15 protein-coding genes are annotated in these 20,749 nt (G+C 63.4%); 8 read left to right on the top strand and 7 right to left on the bottom strand.

The window, feature by feature from the left end:
- Window positions 1–77 precede the first annotated feature (77 nt).
- From xdhC to xdhA, 3 genes are read right to left on the bottom strand one after another with little or no spacing between them, the layout of a single operon-like run.
- Window positions 78–944, bottom strand: coding sequence for a xanthine dehydrogenase accessory protein XdhC (gene xdhC, locus H4V98_RS02105; protein WP_196862645.1), 867 nt, complete (start codon window positions 942–944; stop codon window positions 78–80).
- Between the two features lie 3 nt (window positions 945–947).
- On the bottom strand, window positions 948–3,371 hold the full coding sequence (gene xdhB / locus H4V98_RS02100) for a xanthine dehydrogenase molybdopterin binding subunit (RefSeq protein ID WP_196862646.1): 2,424 nt from the start codon (window positions 3,369–3,371) through the stop codon (window positions 948–950).
- 1 nt (window position 3,372) lies between these two features.
- Entirely contained in the window at window positions 3,373–5,046 is a 1,674-nt protein-coding gene (xdhA, locus tag H4V98_RS02095; protein ID WP_196862647.1) for a xanthine dehydrogenase small subunit, read from the bottom strand.
- Window positions 5,047–5,152: 106 nt separating this feature from the next.
- On the opposite strand from xdhA, the gene H4V98_RS02090 reads away from it, so the two are divergent.
- From H4V98_RS02090 to H4V98_RS02075, 4 genes are all read left to right on the top strand, one after another.
- A complete protein-coding gene (locus H4V98_RS02090; protein WP_196862648.1) occupies window positions 5,153–6,193 on the top strand; it encodes a LysR family transcriptional regulator in 1,041 nt (346 codons plus the stop codon).
- An 11-nt stretch (window positions 6,194–6,204) separates the two neighbouring features.
- Window positions 6,205–7,524 (top strand): guanine deaminase, encoded by a 1,320-nt coding sequence (gene guaD, locus H4V98_RS02085; protein WP_196862649.1) that lies wholly within the window; start codon window positions 6,205–6,207, stop codon window positions 7,522–7,524.
- A 134-nt stretch (window positions 7,525–7,658) separates the two neighbouring features.
- Window positions 7,659–8,960: an NCS2 family permease gene (locus tag H4V98_RS02080; RefSeq protein WP_196862650.1), complete on the top strand. Its 1,302-nt coding sequence runs from the start codon at window positions 7,659–7,661 to the stop codon at window positions 8,958–8,960.
- Window positions 8,961–9,664: 704 nt separating this feature from the next.
- Window positions 9,665–10,951 (top strand): DUF445 domain-containing protein, encoded by a 1,287-nt coding sequence (locus H4V98_RS02075; protein ID WP_196862651.1) that lies wholly within the window; start codon window positions 9,665–9,667, stop codon window positions 10,949–10,951.
- Between the two features lie 139 nt (window positions 10,952–11,090).
- Here the strand turns inward: H4V98_RS02075 and H4V98_RS02070 are convergent, their stop codons facing one another.
- Both H4V98_RS02070 and H4V98_RS02065 read right to left on the bottom strand, forming a co-directional pair.
- Window positions 11,091–11,738, bottom strand: a complete 648-nt coding sequence (locus H4V98_RS02070) for an ATP-binding cassette domain-containing protein (protein WP_196862652.1) — start codon at window positions 11,736–11,738, stop codon at window positions 11,091–11,093.
- A 149-nt stretch (window positions 11,739–11,887) separates the two neighbouring features.
- The gene (locus H4V98_RS02065; RefSeq protein WP_196862653.1) at window positions 11,888–12,049 is read right to left on the bottom strand and encodes a hypothetical protein; all 162 of its coding nucleotides are present in this window, start codon (window positions 12,047–12,049) and stop codon (window positions 11,888–11,890) included.
- A 123-nt stretch (window positions 12,050–12,172) separates the two neighbouring features.
- Between H4V98_RS02065 and H4V98_RS02060 the strand changes: the two genes are divergently transcribed.
- Window positions 12,173–12,637, top strand: coding sequence for a glycine zipper family protein (locus tag H4V98_RS02060; protein WP_196862654.1), 465 nt, complete (start codon window positions 12,173–12,175; stop codon window positions 12,635–12,637).
- Complete coding sequence (locus tag H4V98_RS02055; protein ID WP_231374624.1) at window positions 12,618–13,226, top strand: MOSC domain-containing protein; 609 nt, start codon at window positions 12,618–12,620, stop codon at window positions 13,224–13,226. The genes H4V98_RS02060 and H4V98_RS02055 overlap by 20 nt, the downstream gene beginning before the upstream one ends.
- A gap of 358 nt (window positions 13,227–13,584) precedes the next feature.
- On the opposite strand, the gene H4V98_RS02050 is transcribed toward H4V98_RS02055, so the two are convergent.
- Window positions 13,585–14,787, bottom strand: coding sequence for a threonine ammonia-lyase (locus H4V98_RS02050; RefSeq protein WP_196862655.1), 1,203 nt, complete (start codon window positions 14,785–14,787; stop codon window positions 13,585–13,587).
- A gap of 203 nt (window positions 14,788–14,990) precedes the next feature.
- On the opposite strand from H4V98_RS02050, the gene H4V98_RS02045 reads away from it, so the two are divergent.
- A complete protein-coding gene (locus H4V98_RS02045) occupies window positions 14,991–17,360 on the top strand; it encodes an ATP-binding protein (protein WP_196862656.1) in 2,370 nt (789 codons plus the stop codon).
- Window positions 17,361–17,478: 118 nt separating this feature from the next.
- On the opposite strand, the gene recQ is transcribed toward H4V98_RS02045, so the two are convergent.
- Complete coding sequence (gene recQ, locus H4V98_RS02040; protein WP_196862657.1) at window positions 17,479–19,377, bottom strand: DNA helicase RecQ; 1,899 nt, start codon at window positions 19,375–19,377, stop codon at window positions 17,479–17,481.
- A 258-nt stretch (window positions 19,378–19,635) separates the two neighbouring features.
- Here recQ and H4V98_RS02035 point away from each other — a divergent pair, with 258 nt between their 5' ends.
- Entirely contained in the window at window positions 19,636–20,712 is a 1,077-nt protein-coding gene (locus H4V98_RS02035) for a homocysteine S-methyltransferase family protein (protein ID WP_196862658.1), read from the top strand.
- Window positions 20,713–20,749 lie beyond the last annotated feature (37 nt).

Genomic DNA, 20,749 nt, shown 5'->3' with positions numbered 1-20,749 from the left:
TAAAATTTATGCAAAATATGCATGACTTTATGCAATAAATTTTATGGCCGTGAGGGTTGTTCGTGTCCGCACCCGCGCTACCAAGTGGTCTGTTCGCTCACTGGACAAGACGGCAACACAGACTTTTCAATCGACTGCGAAGCCTGCAGCAGTTGCGCTGCGACCGAGAGGGCAATCACTTCAGGCTCCTTGCCTTCGATGCCCTCGATGCCGATCGGGCAGGTCATGCGCTCGATCAGGGATGCCTGAAAACCGCGTTGCTCAAAGCGGTGGATGAAACGCTGTTTTTTCGTTCTGGATCCAATCAGCCCGAAGAACCCGAAATCGCCGCGCTGCAAGACAGCTTCGCTGATGCGCTGGTCAAGGTCGTGCTGGTGGGTCAACACCAGATAAAAGGCACCGGGCGGGGCGAGCGCCACTTCGGCTTGCACCGCATCGACGCAGACCTTGCGGATGTGTCCCGGCCACGCACCACCGGATTCGTCGAAGGTGGCCGGGAATTCCTCTTCGCGCTCGTCGATCCAGTCCACCACGCAGTTCAGCGGCGCCAGCGCACGCACGATAGCGCGGCCGACATGGCCTGCACCGTACAGCTGCAAATAAAAGCGCGGCGCGGCTTGCGGCCAGGACGCCAGCGCTTGCCGGTCGAGCAGCGAAAAACCCAGCGTCACCGCTCCGCCGCAGCACTGGCCCAGCGCAGGCCCGAGTGGGTAATGCACGGTTTTCGGCGCAGCCCTTCCATTGGCCAGCATCGAACGCGCCTGTTCGATGGCCTTCAATTCAAGATGGCCGCCGCCAACCGTGCCGGCGGCGTGGCAGGCGCTGACCAGCATGCGCGTGCCCGCCTCGCGCGGCACCGAGCCGCGCGCGCCGGTCACTTCGACCAGCACAGCCGGGCGACCTGCCGCCAGCCAGTCACTGGCAATGTCGCGCAGAAAAATCATGGTTCACGCTGCCGTCTGAACGGCAGTGATGGCACGCAGGATGGCTTCGCTGGTGGCCGGTGCTGTCAGTGGCGGGTCGACACGGTGTTCTGCCACTGCCGAAACGGCGTCGCGAATCGCAAAGAACACCGAAAACGGCAGCAGCAGCGGCGGCTCGCCAACCGCCTTGCTGCGGTGAATGCTGTCCTCGACATTCTGGCCGTCGTACAACCGGCAGTTGAAAACTGGCGGGCAGTCGTTGGCGGTCGGGATCTTGTAGGTGCTGGGGGCATGGGTCATCAGCTTGCCGGTGGTCGGGTGCCAGACCAGCTGTTCCGTCGTCAGCCAGCCCATGCCCTGAATGAACGCGCCCTCGATCTGGCCAATGTCAACGGCCGGGTTCAGCGACTTGCCCGCGTCGTGCAGGATGTCGGCGCGCAGCAGTTTCCATTCGCCGGTCAGCGTGTCAACAACGACTTCGCTGACCGCCGCGCCATAGGCGAAATAGTAAAACGGGCGGCCAAACATTTTTTCCTTGTCCCAGCTCAGGCCCGGCGTGGCATAGAAACCATCGGACCAGAGCTGCACACGGTCCAGGTAGCCTTGGGCGACGACAGTGCTAAAGGGCAGGCTTCGGCCGTTGACCTCGACCTTGTCGTTGGCAAAACGCACGGCTTCGGGCGCGCCGCCGTGGTGGCCGGCGATGCACACGGCCAGTCGCTCGCGAATCTGGCGCGCGGCGTCTTGTGCGGCCTTGCCGTTCAGGTCGGCTCCGGTTGAGGCGGCGGTGGCCGAGGTGTTGGCGACCTTCTGTGTGTCGGTCGCTGTCACGCGCACGCTGTCAAAGCTCACACCCAGTTCGTGCGCGACCACCTGCGCAACCTTGGTGTTCAGGCCCTGGCCCATTTCGGTGCCGCCGTGGTTTACCAGGATGGAGCCGTCGTTGTACACATGCACCAGCGCGCCGGCCTGGTTGAAATGCTTGACGTTGAACGAGATGCCGAACTTCAGCGGTGCCAGTGCGATGCCGCGCTTGAGCACCGGGCTGGTGGTGTTGAACGCAGTGATGGCCGCACGGCGCGCACGGTAGTCGCTGCTCGCCTCCAGCTCGGCGCTGAGCTCGTGGATGATGTTGTCGGTGACGACCTGACCATAGGGCGTGACGTTGTTGTTGTCCTTGCCGTAGAAATTGGCGCGGCGCACGTCCATGGGGTCTTTGCCAAGCGCGCGCGCCACCGAGTCGAGAATGTTCTCGATCGCAATGGCGCCCTGCGGACCGCCGAAGCCGCGAAACGCGGTATTGCTTTGCGTGTTGGTCTTGCCCGAAAAGCCGTGCATCGCCACATCGGGCAGCCAGTAGGCGTTGTCGAAGTGGCACAGCGCCCGCGTCATCACCGGGCCGGACAGGTCGGCCGAATGGCCGGCACGCGAAACCATCGTGATCTCGGCGCCCAGTACGCGACCTTCGTCGTCGTAACCGGCTTCATATTCGTACCAGAAGCAGTGGCGCCGACCGGTGATGAGGAAGTCGTCGTCGCGATCGAGCCGCAGCTTGACCGGTCGCTTCAGCCTGGCGGCCGCCACCGACGCGACGCACGCGAAGATCGCCGACTGCGACTCCTTGCCGCCAAAGCCGCCACCCATGCGCCGGCATTCGACATGCACATCGTGGGCGTGCAGCTGCAGGGCATGCGCGACCAGGTGTTGCATTTCGCTCGGGTGCTGCGTGGAGCAGTACAGGTGCATGCCGCCGCCTTCGGTCGGAATTGCGTAGCTGATCTGGCCTTCGAGGTAAAACTGCTCTTGACCACCGACTTCAAACGTGCTTTTGAGGCGATGCGGCGCCTTGGCGATCGCCGCCTGCGCGCCGCCGTGGGTTTCGCGCACCAGGTGCATCGGCGGCAGCACATACTGGCCCTTGGCGTGCGCCTGCTGGGGCGTGAGCACCGGCGGTTCGGCGGCGATCGTCAGCACGTCCCCGGCCTTCGCCGCAGCGCGGCGGGCGGCTTCGCGCGTGCTGGCCACCACCGCGAACACGGGTTGGCCAAGGTAGCGGATTTCACCGTCACACAGAATCGGGTCATCGTGAACGATGGAGCCGCAATCGTTGGGACCCGCAATGTCGGAGGCTGAAATCACCAGCACCACGCCGGGCAGGGCGCGGAGGGTGTCCAGTGCCATGCCGGTCAGCTTGCCATGCGCCACCGGCGACAAGCCGAGCGCACAGTGCAGCGTACCGGCGAGTTCGGGAATGTCGTCGATGTAGGTTGCTTCACCGGCTACGTGCAAGTGGGCTGATTCATGCGGGCGGCTCACGCCCACGCGGGCGCCATTGCGCATGGCATTGGCTTCGGCGCTCTGGTCGATCCGCGCTGCAGTGTTTTTGCGGTAGTCGGCAAAGGCTTCGGACGGCAGCAGCAGCAGCAGGGCATCGATGGGTTTGTTCATCTCAGGCTCCCGTGTTTTGGGTCGCAAAAGCGGCAATGCCGGGCAGTTTATGCGCCGCCTGATGCGGCATCACGCTGAAGACGCTGGTTGACTGGGCGGGCAAGGGATTCTGGCGACGGGTCTCTAACCAGAAACGCTGCAGCAGATTTTGTGCGACCTGAACGCGATACCCTGCGCTGGCGCGCATGTCGGACAGCGGCTGGTAGTCGCCTGCCAGCGCGGTCCTGGCGGCGTTCACGGCTTGCTGGCTCCAGGGTTGCCCGAGCAGCGCGGCTTCGGCACCGGCCGCGCGCCGGACGGTGGCCGCCATGCCGCCGTAGGCCAGTCGAATGGTCTTGACGACATCGCCGTCGAGTTCGATCGAAAAGCCCGCGCAAAGCGCCGAGATGTCGCAGTCGAAACGTTTGCTGATCTTGTAGGCGCGCACCTGGCGCGAAGTCACGGTCAGCGGAATCGCCAGCGCCTGCACGAACTCGCCCGGCTCCAGCTGGTTCTTCATGTAATCAAGGTAGAAGTCTTCAAGCAGCATGCGGCGCACACGGGCGCCGCGCCGCAGTTCGATTTGCGCATCGAGCGACATCAGCACCGGCGGCGAGTCACCGATCGGCGAGCCGTTGGCGACGTTGCCGCCCATGGTGCCAGCGTTGCGAATCGGCGGTGACGCGAAGCGCAGCCACACGTCGGCCAGCGCGGGAAAGCGGCTCGCCAGTGCGCTCCACGCGGCTTCGAGCGAGGCGCCTGCGCCAATGTACAGCTCGGCGCCGTGCGCGCCAACCCGCTCGTCAATGCGCTTGAGCTCGTCAACGTTGCCAAGAAAAATGATGTCGCCCAGGTCGCGGAACAGCTTGTTGACCCACAGTCCCACATCGGTCGAACCGGCCAGCAACTGCGCCTTCGGATTGTGCTCACGCAATTCGGCCAGCGCGGCCAGCGTCCTTGGCGCATGGAAGGTGTCGATGCGCTTGTCGGCGTTGAGGCCGGCGTAGCTGAAAGTGCCAGGTGTGCTGCCCGATTCAGCCTGCAGCGCCTTCAGTGCGGCGATCACCGGCGTGGTGTCCAGCGCCAGCGCAGGCAGCTCGAACATGTGCTGGCCAGCGTCCAGAATCGGCCGGTAGCCGGTGCAGCGGCACAGGTTGCCCGACAAATCGTCTGCCAGTTGCTGGCGTGTCGGCCGGGTGCCGCAGGCATTGTGGTGTTCATAGGTGGACCACAGCGACATCACGAAGCCCGGCGTGCAAAAGCCGCATTGCGAGCCGTGGCACTCGACCATGGCCTGCTGAACCGGGTGCAGCGCGCTGGCCTTGACGGCGTGTGGTTTGTCATATTCAAGCGGCGGCGGTGTGACCGATTGCGTTGACTGCGCTGACTCGCCCATCGCCTTCAGGTCCTCGACTGTGAACAATGCCTTGCCGTCCAGCGTGGGCAGGAACTGGATGCAGGCGTTGACGGTGCGCAGTGACAGGCCGCGCACCGCGCTGCCGGCTGACGCGCTGTGTTCAGGCAATTCGCCGATGACAACCGTGCAGGCGCCGCAATCGCCCTCGTTGCAGCCTTCCTTGGTGCCGGTGCAGCGGGCATCCTCGCGCAGCCAGTCGAGCACGCTGCGGGTCGGGTGGGCACCGCTGACTTCGACAACGGCGCCGTGGTGAAAAAAGCGGATCGGACGGGTTTTCATGGAGCGCTCACGTGAAGGAGGGGTGAATCTTGTGCATCCCGAAAGTTAGTCCTTTTTGGAACGATCGGTATATTCTTGCAAGCATATTAACTATCTGTTTGCGAATATGGTTGAACGTCCGAATTTCGACAAGATCGAGCTCCACCTCATACGGGTCTTGCACACATTGATCTCCGAACGCAGCGTTTCCCGGGCCGCCATGCGCTTGCACAGCACGCAGCCCGCTGTCAGTGCCCAGCTTAAACGGCTGCGCGCACTGACGGGTGACCCGTTGCTGGTGCGGGCGGGCGGCGACATGCTGCCGACTGCGGCGGCGCTCGAACTTCTTGAGCCGGCCAGCCGGATTTTGAAAGACGCGGACCGGTTGTTCAGCCAGCATTCGCGGCAGCGCGGTTTTGACGCGCTCTCAAGCAGCACCACCTTTCGTGTCGCTGCGAGCGACTACCTGGACCCGCTGTTCCTGCCCGAACTGGTCGCGCACATCAAGAAGGCCGCGCCGCTGGTGCGGCTGGAACTGCTGCCGCTGTCCGGGGAATTTGACTACCGGCGCAGTCTGGCGGCCGGCCAGGTCGATCTGGTGATCGGCAACTGGCTCAAGCCTCCGGACGAGTTGCACCTGGGGCCGCTGATGTCCGACGAGATCGTCTGCCTGGTGGCCGAAGACAACCCGGTCGTGCGCACCGCCAGCACGCGCGCCTGGACGGCAGAGCGCTATCTGGCCTGCGAACACGTCGCGCCGATGCCGCTGCACGCCGGTGCGCAGGGCGCCGCGCCCGGTGTGATCGACGAGCATCTGGTGTCGCTTGGCCTGGCGCGCAACATCACCGTGCGCAGCGCGCATTTCAGCCTGATCCCGCTGATGGTGGCGCAAAGCCTGCTGGTGCTGACCACCGGGCGGCTGTTCTGCTCGCGTTACGTTGACACCCTGCCGGTGCGCATCGTGCGCTGCCCCGCGCCGTTTCCTACGCTGCAGTATTACCAGCTCTGGCACGACCTGACGCATGCATCGCCTTCGGGACGCTGGTTGCGCGAGCAGGTGCAGGGCGTGGCCCGCAACCTGGCCGGCCACGGCATGCTGCAACGCCGCCGGCCAGGCGCCTCGTCCGCCCCGCCCTTTGAAACAAACATCCATCCCCGAACCAACTGAGCCCGCAACCCATGAACACCACCTCACCCACCCGCGTCGCGCTGCGCGGTGACCTGCTTGACTTCACCGGCACGCCTGAATGGGGGGTAGTTGATTCCACTGCCGTGCGCTTTCGCGCCGACCACTGGCTGCTCATCGAGAATGGCCGCGTCAAGGGCGTGCAGGCCGGCGACCAACTGCCCGATGCAAGCTGGACGCAACATGACCACCGCGGCAAGCTGCTGCTGCCGGGCTTCATCGACACCCATGTGCACAGCCCGCAGATCGACATCATTGCCAGTTATGGCACCGAATTGCTGGACTGGCTCAATACCTACACTTTTCCGGCCGAAATGCGTTTTGCCGACCCGGCCGAGTCGCAGGCCGGTGCGGCGCGCTTCCTTGATGCGCTGCTGGCCAGCGGCACGACCAGCGCCGTCGTGTTTCCGACCGTGCACAAGGTCAGCGTCGAGGCCTTGTTTGCTGGCGCGCGCGCCCGTGGCATGCGCCTGATCACCGGCAAGGTGCTGATGGACCGCAACGCCCCCGCCGGCCTGTGCGACGACGTGACCAAGGCCGAAGCCGACTGCATCGACCTGATCGACCGCTGGCACGGCAAAGAGCGCCTGGCGTACGCCGTGACGGTGCGCTTTGCGCCGACCAGCACGCCCGCGCAACTCACGATGGCAGGGCGCCTTTGCGCTGCGTATCCAACCACCTACATGCAGACCCATGTGGCCGAGAACCGCGGCGAAGTGCGCTGGGTGCGCGAACTGTTTCCCGAGGCGCGCAGCTACCTCGACGTCTACACCCGCGCCGGCCTGATGCATTCGCGCAGCGTGCTCGCGCACGCCGTCTGGCTCGACGACAACGACCGCGCCGTAATGCGCGACACCGGCGCGCTCATCGCGCACAGTCCCTCGTCCAACCTGTTCCTCGGCAGCGGTCTGTTCGACTGGCGCGCCGCATTGCAGGCGGGTGTGGCTGTCAGCATGGCGAGCGATGTGGGCGGTGGCACCAGCCTGTCGATGCAGCGCAACATGGCCGACGCCTACAAGATCCAGGCCCTGAACGGCCAGCGCCTCACCGCGTGGAAGGCGCTGCACGCGGCCACGCTCGGTTCGGCACAGGCGCTGGGCCTGGCCGACGAAATCGGTTCGTTCGAAATTGGCTGCACTGCCGATGTTTGTGTCTGGGACTGGGCCAGCGGGCCGGTTGCGCAGCGCCGCGACGCCATGGCAACCGGCCTGCATGAGCGGGTGTTTGCCTGGATGACCTTGTCGGACGAGCGCAACCTGGTCTGCGCCTATGTGGCGGGCGTGAATCGTTACAACGGCAAAACCGGCGCCTGATGCCGCAGGGCACGGCGTGATTCAGGAAACACCAGGGGGCAAGCACAACAAACACAATCCAAAAAAAGTGACTGCGGGCCGAAGCGCAAAGCGCCGGAGAAACCACAACCAAGAGCTATTCCTGGAGACAAAAAATGCAATTGCTAGAGAAGCTTTTCAAGCTCAAAGCGCACGGCACCAATGTGCGCACGGAGATCGTCGCGGGCCTGACGACCTTCCTGACGATGGCCTACATCATCTTCGTCAACCCCTCGATCCTGTCGGCCGCCGGCATGCCGCCGGACGCCGTGTTTGTAGCGACCTGCCTGATTGCCGCCCTTGGCACCGCCATCATGGGGCTGTACGCCAACTACCCGATCGCGCTGGCGCCGGGCATGGGGCTGAATGCCTATTTCGCATTCGTCGTGGTTGGGGCGATGGGCTACACCTGGCAAACCGCACTGGGCGCGGTGTTCATCTCGGGTTGCCTGTTCCTGGCAATCACCTTGTTTGGCCTGCGCGAGCTGATTGTGCGCGGCATACCGCAGTCGCTGCGCACGGCGATCGTCGTGGGCATTGGCATGTTCCTGGCCATCATCGCGCTGAAAAGCGCGGGCATTGTCGTTGCGTCGCCGGCCACGCTGGTGACCCTGGGCGATCTGCACAAACCGGCGGTGGCGATGGCCGCGATTGGCTTCATCCTGATTGTCGTGCTTGACAAATACCGCGTGCCCGGGGCCATCCTGATCGGCATCGTGACCGTCACCGTGATGTCGTTCTTCTTTGGCGGCAACAAGTTCGCCGGCCTCTTCGCGGCCCCACCGTCGATCGCGCCCACCTTCTTGCAGCTTGACATCAGCGGCGCGCTCAAGGGCGGCATTCTGAACGTGGTGCTGGTGTTCTTTCTGGTCGAACTGTTTGACGCGACCGGCACCCTGATGGGTGTGGCCAAGCGCGCCGGGCTGCTGGTGCCGGGCAAGATGGAGCGCTTCAACAAGGCGCTGCTGGCGGACAGCGCGGCGATCTTCGCCGGATCGCTCCTCGGCACTTCAAGCACCACGGCCTACGCCGAAAGTGCGGCCGGCGTGCAGGCGGGCGGGCGCACCGGCCTGACGGCGTTGACGGTGGCGGTCCTCTTCCTCGCCTGCCTGTTCATCTCGCCGCTCGCCGGCGTCGTGCCGGCATATGCCACGGCTCCGGCCTTGTTCTTCGTGGCCTGCCTGATGCTGCGCGAGTTGACCGAGTTGAACTGGGACGATTCGACAGAAGTCGTGCCGGGCGTCGTGACCGCGTTGATGATGCCTTTCACCTACAACATCGCCAACGGCCTGGCGTTCGGTTTTATCACTTACGCAGCCCTGAAGCTTTTCACCGGCAAGGCCAAAGAGGTGCACTGGATGACCTGGATCATCGCCGCGGTATTCCTGGCCAAGTTCATCTACATGGGCGGGGAATGAGCGCAGGGGGTTTTTGCTTGAACCCACCGGCAGCTGAATGCGTGAGGCCGGGTTGGCGGCGCTCTGGCAACCTGCCCGCACTGGCCTCGCGGGCGTGGTCAAACCGTTCCAGACCAGCCGCAATAGTCGCAGCGATAACGCTTGAAGGGCTTGAATAAGCTCATGAATCGATCGCGCAGCGTGCGTTTGACGCGGCAGGCCGGGTCACTGCATCGCGGACAGATGATTTTCCCTTGGCCAAGCGCTGTGGGTATATCTGGAAATGACATTTGAATCGGTATTTTCTTTGACGCTTCTGAACTGGATCAAGCGTGACGGTAAAGTGTTTGCGAGGCAATACCCCACTTGGTCAGCCAGGGACGCAAAGGGCAATCGGTGGAAGGATTTGCATTGTCTGACTGAAAGTGCCTGCGTATGTCAATAAGCACTAACGATGAAACTGTAATTTTTATATTTATATGTGACTTATTGTTGTGTCGTTATCTTTTGCACCCCGTCAATCGGTGTCATCATGCCGGTGCCCAGCCTTGATGAATGAATGATGCCAAGGTAGCGATTTTCAAGTTAAAAAGGTATCCAGGCCAACACAGAGGGTCTGGAGCAGCTATGAAAAAAGTAGTAAAAATGACTGTTGCATGTTCGCGTGTTCTCGCCGATGCAGCGCTGTGATCGTCATGCCAACGTTTTCCTCTGAGCGCTTGCCCATGAACCTGCCCGCCTCGCCCCATCCACGCGCTGCGCCGCTCCAGCGCATGAAGTTAATAGCCGTGTCCTTGCTGCTGCTGGCCTTGTGCGGGCTGGTGCTGGCGCACGCCATGGGCGGACAAGGCGGCTGGGGCTGGCTGCGGGCTTTTTGCGAGGCATCGGCCATAGGCGCAGTGGCCGACTGGTTTGCCGTGGTGGCGCTGTTTCGTCATCCGCTGGGCCTGAAGATTCCGCACACCGCCATCATTCCGAAAGCCAAGGACCGCATTGCCGACGGCCTGGCCGAATTCGTTCGCGACCATTTCCTGGACCCGGCGACGATTCTGGCCAAAATCGCCGCACTCGATCCGGCGCGCCGCTTGGGCCAGTGGCTGGTTGACCCGGAACGCCTGCCGTTCTGGGTTCGGCAGGCGCAAGGCTGGGCGCGCGGCCTGCTGGAAACCTTTGACGACCAGCGCCTGCAAAAAGCCGCGCTGGAGCTGGTCGTGGCGCAGCTGCACCGCTGGAATGCCGCGCCCACCGCCGGTGACGTACTGGGCCTGCTCACCCAGAACGGCCGCCACCACGAACTGCTCGAAGCCGGCCTGCACAAGCTGTCGGGGTATTTGTTGCAGGACGAGGTCAAGGCCAAGGTGGCGCAACTGATGCTCAAGCATGCCCGCAAGGAGTGGCCCAAGATCATCGGCACGCTCGAAATGGTGGCCAACGTGTCCGAGCTGGCCGACAACCTGGCCGACAAGCTCAGCGCTTCGATGCTGGACGAGCTGCGCGACGTGCTGGCCCAGCGCGATCACCCGGTGCGGTTGCAGTACGAAGCGTGGCTGACGGCCTTTGTCCAGCGGCTGCGCACCGACCCCGAACTGATTGCCTCGGTGCAGCAATTGAAGGAAAAAGCCATCACCGATCCGGCCGTGCAAGCGTATGCGGCGTCACTGTGGCGCGACATCAAGCAGTTGCTGCACGATGACCTGGGCCGTGACAATTCGACAGTTGCCAACTATGCAGAGCGCGGCCTGCGCGCCATCGGCCACCGGCTGGAAAGCGACACCCCCCTGCGCGATTCGGTCAACGAGCATCTGCTGGGCGCCGCCGAAAACCTGGCGACCGATTTGCGCGCCACCGTCACCACGCACATCGCCCAGACGGTCAAAGCCTGGGACGACGAGCAGCTGGTGCGCCAGCTCGAACTCAACGTGGGCCGCGACCTGCAGTTCATCCGCATCAACGGCACCGTGGTGGGCGGGTTGATCGGCCTGTTGCTGCATGCCGTGGTGGTGTTCGGATAGCGGCGGGCATTGACCCAGCCGCGTTTGCATGCGCACGGAAGTCGAGCGCACTTGACAACGGCTTTTTTTGCTACGAAATAAATAGCTTCTTGCCCTTGTCCAGTATGCGCAAATGGCCGATTTGGCTTGAATTTCGCTGTCAGGCGCGCAGCGCAATCACGCTGGCCAGCGTCACGTCTGCAGGCGCTTCGTAATCCGCCACCACCCAGGCCCGGTCGCTGTTCCGGCTGGCGTGTTGCAGCACCTGCAGCAAATAGTCGATGGAGGGACGGTCCAGCGCCATGAAGGGCTGGTCGAGCAGGGTCAGCGGCGCGCTGGCCGCCAGTGCAGCAGCGATCAGCACCTTGCGCCGGGTGCCGCTGGACATCATGTAAAGCGCCTTGTCCAGATGCGGCGCCAGGCTCAGCCCGACCAGGTGCGCCTGCAGCGCGGCCGCGTTCCAGCCAGCGTGGTGCGCCGGCATGCCGGCAAAAATCGCGCGGGCGGTCTGGGCATCGCGAGCGTCATCGCGCGGGTCCAGCCAGGCGACTTGCCGTCGGTAGGCAGCCGGGTCTTGCGCCAGGCGAACGCCGTGGAGTTGAAGCTGGCCTTGCACCGCGCTCCCTGGCAGGGCGCCGGCCAATAACTGGAGCAGGGTGGTTTTTCCGCTGCCTTCGTCGCCGCCGAGCCACGTCACCCCGGGCGGAATCACAAAAGACAGGCGGTCAAACAGCGGCGGCGTGGCTGCGGGCGAATGGCTGAAGACCAGGCTTTGTGCTTCTAAAACGATCGCTTGCGGAGGCAGCATGCGGGCCCTTTGAATGGTTGCCGGTGTTTGTAGTTCCGGAGGTGATGACTGTTTTGGCTTGGGTTTTTGCACCGCTGCACTTCTTGCCTGCGAAAAAAAATCCGCACGCGGCGGACTTTTTCAGAAGGCGTGGCAGCCGCAAGGCCAGATCAAGCCATGAACACGGCGATGAAGGCCAGCAGGAAAATCAGCACGCCGCCGACGATGGGCAGCACGAAAGGAATCATCGGAACGATGGCTTCGACCGCGTCCATCTCTTGCGCGGGTGTCGGGCTGCTGTGGGCGGCGTTGGTGGTGTGTTCTGGGGTCATGGGGGCTCCTGGAATGCTTGGGGAAACTGTTGCAAGTTTACCTTCTTGGCATGCCCGGGGGTTTATTGCGGCCTTGTGCAATTGCGCTACGCTTGCGACATGCAGACGTCCGCACACCCTTTCATGAATTATTCAAGCCGCCTTTTTGCGCTCACCGCCAGTGCCGCGCTGGTGCTGGGACTGGCCGGTTGTGCCAGCAGCGGCCCCAGCAGCGCTTCGGCCACGCCCGTGCTCTACCCGAATGCCACGCTCAACCGCGTGGGTGAAGCGCAGGGCCGGATAGAAGTGAACGCCTGCCTGTCGCGCGCCCAGGCATCGGGTTTGAGTCCGTCGCAAAACAGCAACGAAGTGGGCCGCCGTGCCGGCGAAGGGGCCGCGGTGGCTGGTGTAGCGTCGGCCATCGGGGCACTGATCACCGGGCGGGGCGGCGAAGGCATGCTGCGCGCCGGCGCGACGGGCGCTGCCGTGGGCGGCTCGGCCGGCGCGGTGTCGGGCGCATTCCACAACGACCGGCCCAATGGCGTTTACCGCAGTTTTGTGCAGCGCTGCCTGAGCGAAAAAGGCTTTGATGTCATTGGCTGGAACTGACTTGCGCGCCATGCCGCAGGTTGTTTCGGTTCAGGTGGGGTCGGCCCGCCGCATCAGGGTCGGCGAGCGCAGCATCTTGAGCGCCTACGGCAAGCAGCCGGTGGCGGGCGCCGTGCCGGTGCTGCCGCTCGGGTTGATGGGCGACGAGCAGGCGGATCTGTCGGTTCACGGCGGACTGGAAAAAGCCGTGTATGCCTATCCGTCGGAGCATTACGCTTTCTGGCAGGCGGCTCGGCGCGAAGCCGGCCTTGACGCCATCGACGACAGCCTGCCGCCTGGCAGCCTGGGCGAAAACCTGACGCTTGAAGGCTTGCTCGAAACCGGCGTCTGGGCCGGCGACGTGCTGAAGTTTCCCAACTGCGAACTGCGCGTGACGCTGCCGCGCGAGCCTTGCTACAAATTCAATGCGGCGATGGGCTTTGCGCGGGCTTCAAAACTGATGGCGCAAAGCGGCTTTTGCGGCTTTTACCTGGCGGTGCAAACGCCTGGAACGCTGCGAGCCGGCGATGCGTTCGACGTCATTGCAGGCCGGCGCAGTGTCGGCATTCCGGCGTTGTTTGCCGCCAAGCTGTCCAAGCATCTGCGCTGACCGCCGGTTGCGCGAAATCGACCCTGGCCTTTGGTCATGGCACGCAGGATAGACTACAGTTTTTGCTACTGAATAAATAGCTTAATACGCAAGCCAGTCGTGAGCAAGAGCCCTTTTTGATGCCAAAATTGCAACGACTTGGGTCGATTTTCAGGTGACGTGCAATGACAAGAGCCTGTACTGTTCCTTGCCGCTTCTGTCATCCCGGGCTTGACCCGGGATCCATCTCCACTCACGGCGGGTCCTGGATGTCGGATCAAGTCCGCAATGCCAGAAAAAATGAAAAGCCCTCTAGGGACTGAGTTGTTACCTTGAATCAGGTTGACGGGGTAAAACGAAGGCGCAATGGCCCATCGGCTCAGTGCTGCTCTTCGGCCTCGAAGCCGGCCGCCCGCAAAGCCTGCAGCACCTGCTCGATGTGCGGCCGGCCGCGCGTCTGCACCACCAGCTCGATCTCGACGTTCAGCGCTGCCAGCATGGTGAAGGCGCGCTGGTGGTGCACTTCCTCAATGTTGGCGCCGGCGTCGGCGACCGTGGCGGTGATTTTGGCGAGCGAGCCGGGGACATCGCGCGCGCTGACACGAAGACGCGCCAGCCGCCCGGCGCGCACCATGCCGCGCTCGATGATGGCCGCCAGCAGCAGCGGGTCGATGTTGCCGCCGCACAGCACCAGCCCGACCTTCAGGCCGGCAAAGCGCGCCGGGTATTTCAGCAGTGCCGCCAGTCCAGCCGCGCCTGCGCCCTCGACCAGGGTTTTTTCAATTTCCAGCAGCATCACCATGGCCTGCTCGATGTCGCCTTCGTCTACCAGCAACAGGTCATCGACGCGCCGGGCAATGATGGCCTGCGTGATCACGCCCGGCGTGCCCACGGCAATGCCGTCGGCAATCGTGCTGCTGCCCTGCGGATGGTGCGTGCCCTTGATGGCGTTGACCATGCCGGGAAAGCGCGACGTTTGCACGCCGATGACTTCAATGCCCGGCTTCAGCGCCTTGGCCGCCGTGGCCATGCCGGCAATCAGCCCGCCGCCGCCCACGGCAATCACCAGCACTTCGAGGTCGGGCACGGCATGCAGCATTTCCAGCCCCACCGTGCCCTGGCCGGCAATGACGGCTTCATCGTCGTAGGGGTGGACAAACACCAGGCCTTCGCGTTCGGCCATCTCCAGCGCATGGGCGCGCGATGCATCCAGCGTGTCGCCGTGCAGCACCACCTCGGCGCCAAAGCCCCGGGTGCGCTCGATCTTCACGCCCGGCGTGAAACGCGGCATCACGATGACCGCGCGAATGCCCAGCCGCTGCGCATGGTAGGCCACACCCTGCGCATGGTTGCCCGCGCTCATGGCAATCACGCCGCGCTGGCGCTCGGCGTCGCTGAGCTGCGCCAGCTTGTTGCAGGCGCCGCGTTCCTTGAACGACGCGGTGTACTGCAAATTTTCAAATTTCAGGTAGATTTGCGCGCCGGTGAGCTGCGACAGCGTGCGCGACTCGACGCAGGGCGTGTTCAGCAAATGGCCATGCAGGCGCTGGGCGGCTTGTTCGATATCGGTCAGGCTGAGCATGGATTTCCTTTTAAAACACGGCTTGAAGCGGGTGGCAGGCATTTTCAGTGCCTTTAAAGCGCATACAGCAGAAATGGTCAGGCGCCACTATTGAAGTAGTGTCTTCCATGCGGCGTCTGCATGCGTTATGGTGAAGCTTCTGTACATAAATAAAAACCTGGCGTGGGGGAGTTGGCGATACCGTTGGAAACTGGAGTCTGTCCATGAACAAGCGTTCACTTGTCGAGCATCCGCAGCAGTGGCTGTTGTCCCCCGGGCTGAAAGACGCGCCGGTGCTGGACCTGATGTGCTCGCATTTCGTGCTCACCCTGGCCGCGCGCCAGGGCGCCAAGTTCAATGTGCGGCGCGACCTGACCAGCCTGCTGTCCTTGTCTGGCCGGCACCTGGTCTGGCCCTTGCCGGCATTTCAGCGGCTGCGTGAATTCCTGGGCCGCCGCTGCAAGGGCAACGAGTTCTGGCAAGACCATGAAGCCCTGAGCGATGCCGAGTTCATGGCGCGCCATGGCGTCTGGCGCGGCCCGTATGAAGAAGGCACGCTGTTCTTCTACCTTGACGAGCATGCCAAGGACCAGCCCAAGGACCTGCTGTCGGTGCTCAGCGCCACCGGCGACTGGCTGACGCTGGCACTGAAAAAGCAGTCGACGCTGGTCGAGAAAAACATCGAGTCGCTGGCCAGTTTGCTGCAGCTCAACCGCGCCGAGCGCGCGTTGCTGCTCTACGGCACGCTGGCGCGCTACCAGCGCGACCTGCGCTCGCTTCTGGTCGAGTTCAAGGTCAACAACGCGCCCGAAGCCCATGCGGCGATTGCCGATGTCGCCGGCGTCAAGGCGCCCGAAGTGGCCGAGGCGCTGCGGCCCGGCTCGCGGCTGGAACGCATCGGCATGGTCGAGAACCTGATTTCCGAACACAACATCACCGACCTGGCCGACCTGATGAAGGTCAGCGAAAAACTGCCGCCGGTCCTGATGCGCAAATACCGCGACCACGGCGAGTTGATGGCGGTTTTTACCCGGCCGGCGACCCGCAGCCAACTGGGGCTGGCCGACTTTGCGTTTGTCGAAGAAGACGCGCAAGTGCTGGTGTCGCTGCTGCGCCATGCGGTGGCCGCCAAAGAGCAGGGCGTGAATGTGTTGCTCTATGGCCCGCCCGGCACCGGCAAGACCGAGCTGGCCAAGGTGGTGGCGCAGGCTGCCGGACTGGATTTGTTCGAGGTCGAATATGCCGACCGCGATGGCAACTCCCTGAGCGGGCGCGACCGCTACCGCTCGCTGCAGATTGCCCAGGTGTTCCTCAAGGGCAGCATGCATTCGGCGCTGCTGTTCGATGAGGTGGAAGACGTGTTTCCACCCATTTCCAGCGAAGCCGCACAACTGATGGCACGCTCCGAGCAGTTGAGCGCGCCCGGCAGCCATTCGGTCAGCGGCAAGGCCTGGGTCAACCAGATTCTCGAATCGAACCCCGTGCCCACGCTGTGGGTGACCAACCGCATCGAGCAGATCGACCCGGCGTTTCGCCGCCGCTTTGCTTACCACCTGGAACTACGTTCGCCGCCCCCCGGCGCGCGCGAAGGCATTGTCCGCAAAACGCTCGAAGGCGTGCAGGTCAGCGATGCTTTCATCGCCAGGCTCACTGCCCGCAAAGGCCTGACGCCGGCGCAAATCCGCACGGCGGTGCGCTTTGCCCGGCTGGCCAGCGCGCCTGAAAAAACCATGGACGCGCAGGTCGATGGCGCCGGATTGCAGGCCATCCTGGCGGGCGGCTGGCCGTCATTGATGGAGTCGCTGATCGAACGCCAGCTGAAAAACGCCGACGTGGCGTTGGGCAACAAGGCCGAAGCCTCAAGCCGGCGCAACGTGACGACCTATGACCTGGCAATGCTCAACGTCGAGTCGCGGTTCGAGATTGCGCGCATCGTGCAGGCGCTGAAAAGCCGGGGCCACGGCAGCCTGTGCTTCTACGGCCCGCCCGGCACCGGCAAGACCGCGTTGGCCGAGCACATCGCCCAGGCGCTGGAGCAGCCGCTGCTGATCAAGCAGGCCAGCGACCTGATGAGCAAGTACGTCGGCGAAACCGAGCAGGCCATGGCCGCCATGTTCCGCGAAGCCGAGAATGAAAAAGCCGTGCTGCTGCTGGACGAGGCCGACAGCTTTCTGCAGGACCGGCGCGGCGCCCAGCGCACTTATGAGGTCACCGAGGTCAACGAGATGCTGCAGGGCATGGAGCGCTATGCCGGTATTTTCATCTGCACCACCAACCTGCTGGAAAGCCTGGACCAGGCGGCGTTGCGGCGCTTTACCTTCAAGATCAGGTTCATGCCGCTAACGCGCGAGCAGCGCGAAACGATGTTCGTGACGGAAGCGCTGGCAGGCGATGTTTCCTTGCTCACGCCGCCGCTGCAAAAAAGACTCGCCCTGTTGACACAGCTGTGCCCCGGCGACTTTGCAGCGGTCAAGCGGCAGGGGGTGATTCTGGAAACAGAACTGTCCGCCGAAGAATTCCTTGCGCAACTCGAAGCTGAACACCGCATCAAGCCCGAGGTGCGGGAAGGGCGCTCGATAGGGTTCATGCGTTGATAATTGCTACATAATTCATAGCTTATATCGCTTGCCTGCATTGCGCCCGAGTCACTTTAATTGTAAATTTTGATTAGGGCCACCGGATCGGCCCCAGCAAAGCCACGCGTGGAGTTTGTCAACCCTCTTCGCCACACACCCGCAGCACCTCGGCCCCATACGCCTGCAGCTTCTTCACGCCCATGCCACTGATGCCTTCCAGGTCACGCAGGCTTTTGGGTGCCTGCTCGGCAATGGCGCGCAGCGTGGCGTCGTGAAAAATCACAAAGGCCGGCAAGTTGTGCTCACGTGCCACGTCGGCGCGCCAGGATTTCAGGCGTGCCAGCCGTTCCAGAGCGCCGGCGTTCAGCGTGGCTTCGGCCATGCCCTTGGCCGATGTTTTCTTCGCCGGCGTTTTGCTGCCGCGTCTGGGTCGCTCGGCTTTGGCGCTGACGGCCTGCTGGCGCAGCAGCACGCTGACTTCGCCCTTGAGCACCTGGCGTGCATCGGGCAGCAGCAGCAGCGTGTTGAAGGCTTCGGCGTTGACGCGCACCAGGTTGCTGGCGATCAGCTGGCGCAGCACACCGCGCCATTGCGGCTCGGCCAGGTCGGCACCGATGCCGAAGGTGCTGAGTTGGTCATGGCCGTACTGCACGACTTTTTCGGTCGGCTTGCCGCGCAGGATGTCCATGATGTGGCCGGCGCCAAAGCTGATGCCGCTGGCTTGCTGCACGCGGTAGATGCAGCTGAGCATCTTGCGCGCCGCCTCGGTCGCGTCCCAAACAGCGGGCGGATTCAAACAGTTGTCGCAATTGCCACAGGGCGAACTTGGCTCGCCAAAGTAGCCCAGCAGGCTGACGCGCCGGCAGCGCGTGCCTTCGGCCAGTGTCAAGAGCGCATCGAGCTTGCCGCGCATCACGGCCTTGAATTCTTCGCTGGCGACTTCACTGGTGTCGATCATGCGGCGCTGGTTCACCACGTCCTGCAGGCCATAGACCATCCAGGCGTCGGCCGGCAAGCCATCGCGCCCGGCCCGGCCGGTTTCCTGGTAGTAGCCTTCGATGTTTTTCGGCATGTCCAGGTGCGCGACGAAGCGCACATCGGGCTTGTCGATGCCCATGCCAAAGGCAATCGTCGCCACCATCACCATGCCGTCCTCGCGCAAAAACCGGTCCTGGCGCTGCTGGCGCAGCTTGGCGTCCAGCCCGGCGTGGTAGGCCATCGCCTTGATGCCGGCGGCCTCCAGCATGCTGGCGATTTCTTCCACGCGTTTGCGCGACTGGCAATAGACGATGCCCGCCTCGCCGTCGTGCTCGGACTGGATGAAGCGAAGCAGCTGACGCGTCGCGTCGACTTTTTCCACGATGGTGTAGCGAATGTTGGGCCGGTCAAAGCTGCTGACAAACGCGCGCGCCTCTTCGAGCTTGAGCCGCTCGACCATGTCCTGGCGCGTCAGGTGGTCGGCCGTCGCCGTCAGCGCCATGCGCGGCACGTCGGGAAAGGATTCGTGCAGCAGGCTCAAACTGCGGTATTCGGGCCGGAAGTCGTGGCCCCACTGGCTCACGCAATGCGCCTCGTCAATGGCAAACAGGCTCAGCAACCCGCGCTCGTGCAGCGAGGCCAGCAGGCCCTTCATGCGTGGCGTGTTGATGCGCTCGGGCGCGGCGTAGAGCAGCGTTAGCTTGTTTGCCAGCAGCTGCTTTTCCAGCGCGCTGCTTTCCTCGTAGGTCTGCGTCGAATTGAGGAAGGCCGCCGACACGCCGGCTTCCGTCAGCGCGCCGACCTGGTCGTGCATCAGCGCAATCAGCGGTGAAATCACGATGGTCACGCCGTGCCCGGCGTTTTGCCGCACGATGGCCGGAATCTGGTAGCACAGCGACTTGCCGCCGCCGGTCGGCATCAACACCAGCGCGTCGCCGCCCTGCACGACGTGTTGCACGATGGCTTGCTGCGGCCCGCGAAAGTCGCTGTAGCCAAAGACCTGGCCAAGCACGTCCAGCGGCGTGGGCTGGGAGGAAGAAGTAGGCAATGATGACAAGTTCGGTACGTACAAGTTGGCGGTGTGAAATCCGGATTGCTATGAAAAAAATAGCTGCTTGCGAAAGGCACACGGGCGCAAAGACCCTATTTAATCACTATTTTTCTAATCAGCGCTTCGCAGCGTTTGCCGGCAGGCTTGCGTCCCCTTGTTCGGGCCGGTTGCCGGTTCAGCACGGTCTTCAGCAAACGCCAGCAGGCAACTGCCGTATTGTCAGGGAAAGTCAACGGCCATGAACCGCGTCCTAGAATGCACGCCATGAAGCCGATACCCTACACCCGCGCCGCACAACTCCCCGCCCTTTTGGCGCAACGCATTTTGATTCTTGACGGTGCGATGGGCACCATGATCCAGCGCTTCAAGCTGAGTGAAGCGCAGTACCGGGGGGAAGGCTACGCCGGCCCCGGTGGGTCGGGCGAGCGTTTCAAGGCGTTTCACCGTGACGTCAAGGGCAACAACGAGTTGCTGAGTCTCACGCGCCCGGACGTGATCCGCGACATCCATGAAGGCTACCTGGCCGCCGGTGCCGACCTGATCGAGACCAACACCTTTGGCGCGACCACCGTGGCCCAGGCCGACTACGACATGGCCGAGTTGGCGGTCGAGATGAACTACGAATCGGCCCGCATTGCCCGGGTGGCGTGCGACAAGTTTTCAACGCCGGACAAGCCGCGCTTTGTCGTCGGCACGCTGGGCCCCACGCCCAAGACCGCCAGCATCAGCCCCGATGTGAACGACGCGGGCGCGCGCAACACCAGTTTCGAAGAACTGCGCAAGGCTTACTACGAGCAGACCGAGGCGCTGGTCAAGGGCGGCAGCGACGTGCTGATGGTCGAGACGATTTTCGACACGCTCAATGCCAAGGCGGCATTGTTTGCCATCGACGAGTACTTCGACAACTCCGGTGAACGCCTGCCGCTGATCATCAGCGGCACGGTGACCGATGCGTCAGGCCGGATTTTGAGCGGCCAGACGGTGACGGCCTTCTGGCACAGCGTGCGCCATGCCGAGCCGCTGGCCGTGGGCCTGAATTGCGCGTTGGGCGCGGCGCTGATGCGTCCCTATATCCAGGAACTGGCCAAGGCCGCGCCCGACACCTTCATCAGCTGCTACCCGAACGCCGGGCTGCCCAATCCGATGAGCGACACCGGTTTTGACGAAACGCCCGACGTGACCTCGCGCCTGCTGCACGAGTTTGCCGCCGAAGGACTGGTCAATATCGTGGGCGGCTGCTGCGGCACCACGCCCGAGCACATCGCGGCGATTGCCCAGTCGGTGGCGCTGGTGGGTGGACGCAAGCTGCAGCGCGGTGTCTTCTACGCCGAAACGGCCTGAAAGCAGGGTCAGGACGAGCCTTCGGGCGCCTTTGTGG

It is taken from the genome of Polaromonas sp. CG_23.6, assembly GCF_029892315.1.
GTDB lineage: Bacteria > Pseudomonadota > Gammaproteobacteria > Burkholderiales > Burkholderiaceae_C > Polaromonas.
Note: the sequence above shows the minus strand (reverse complement) of the source record. Positions and strands in the feature narration are given on the sequence as shown.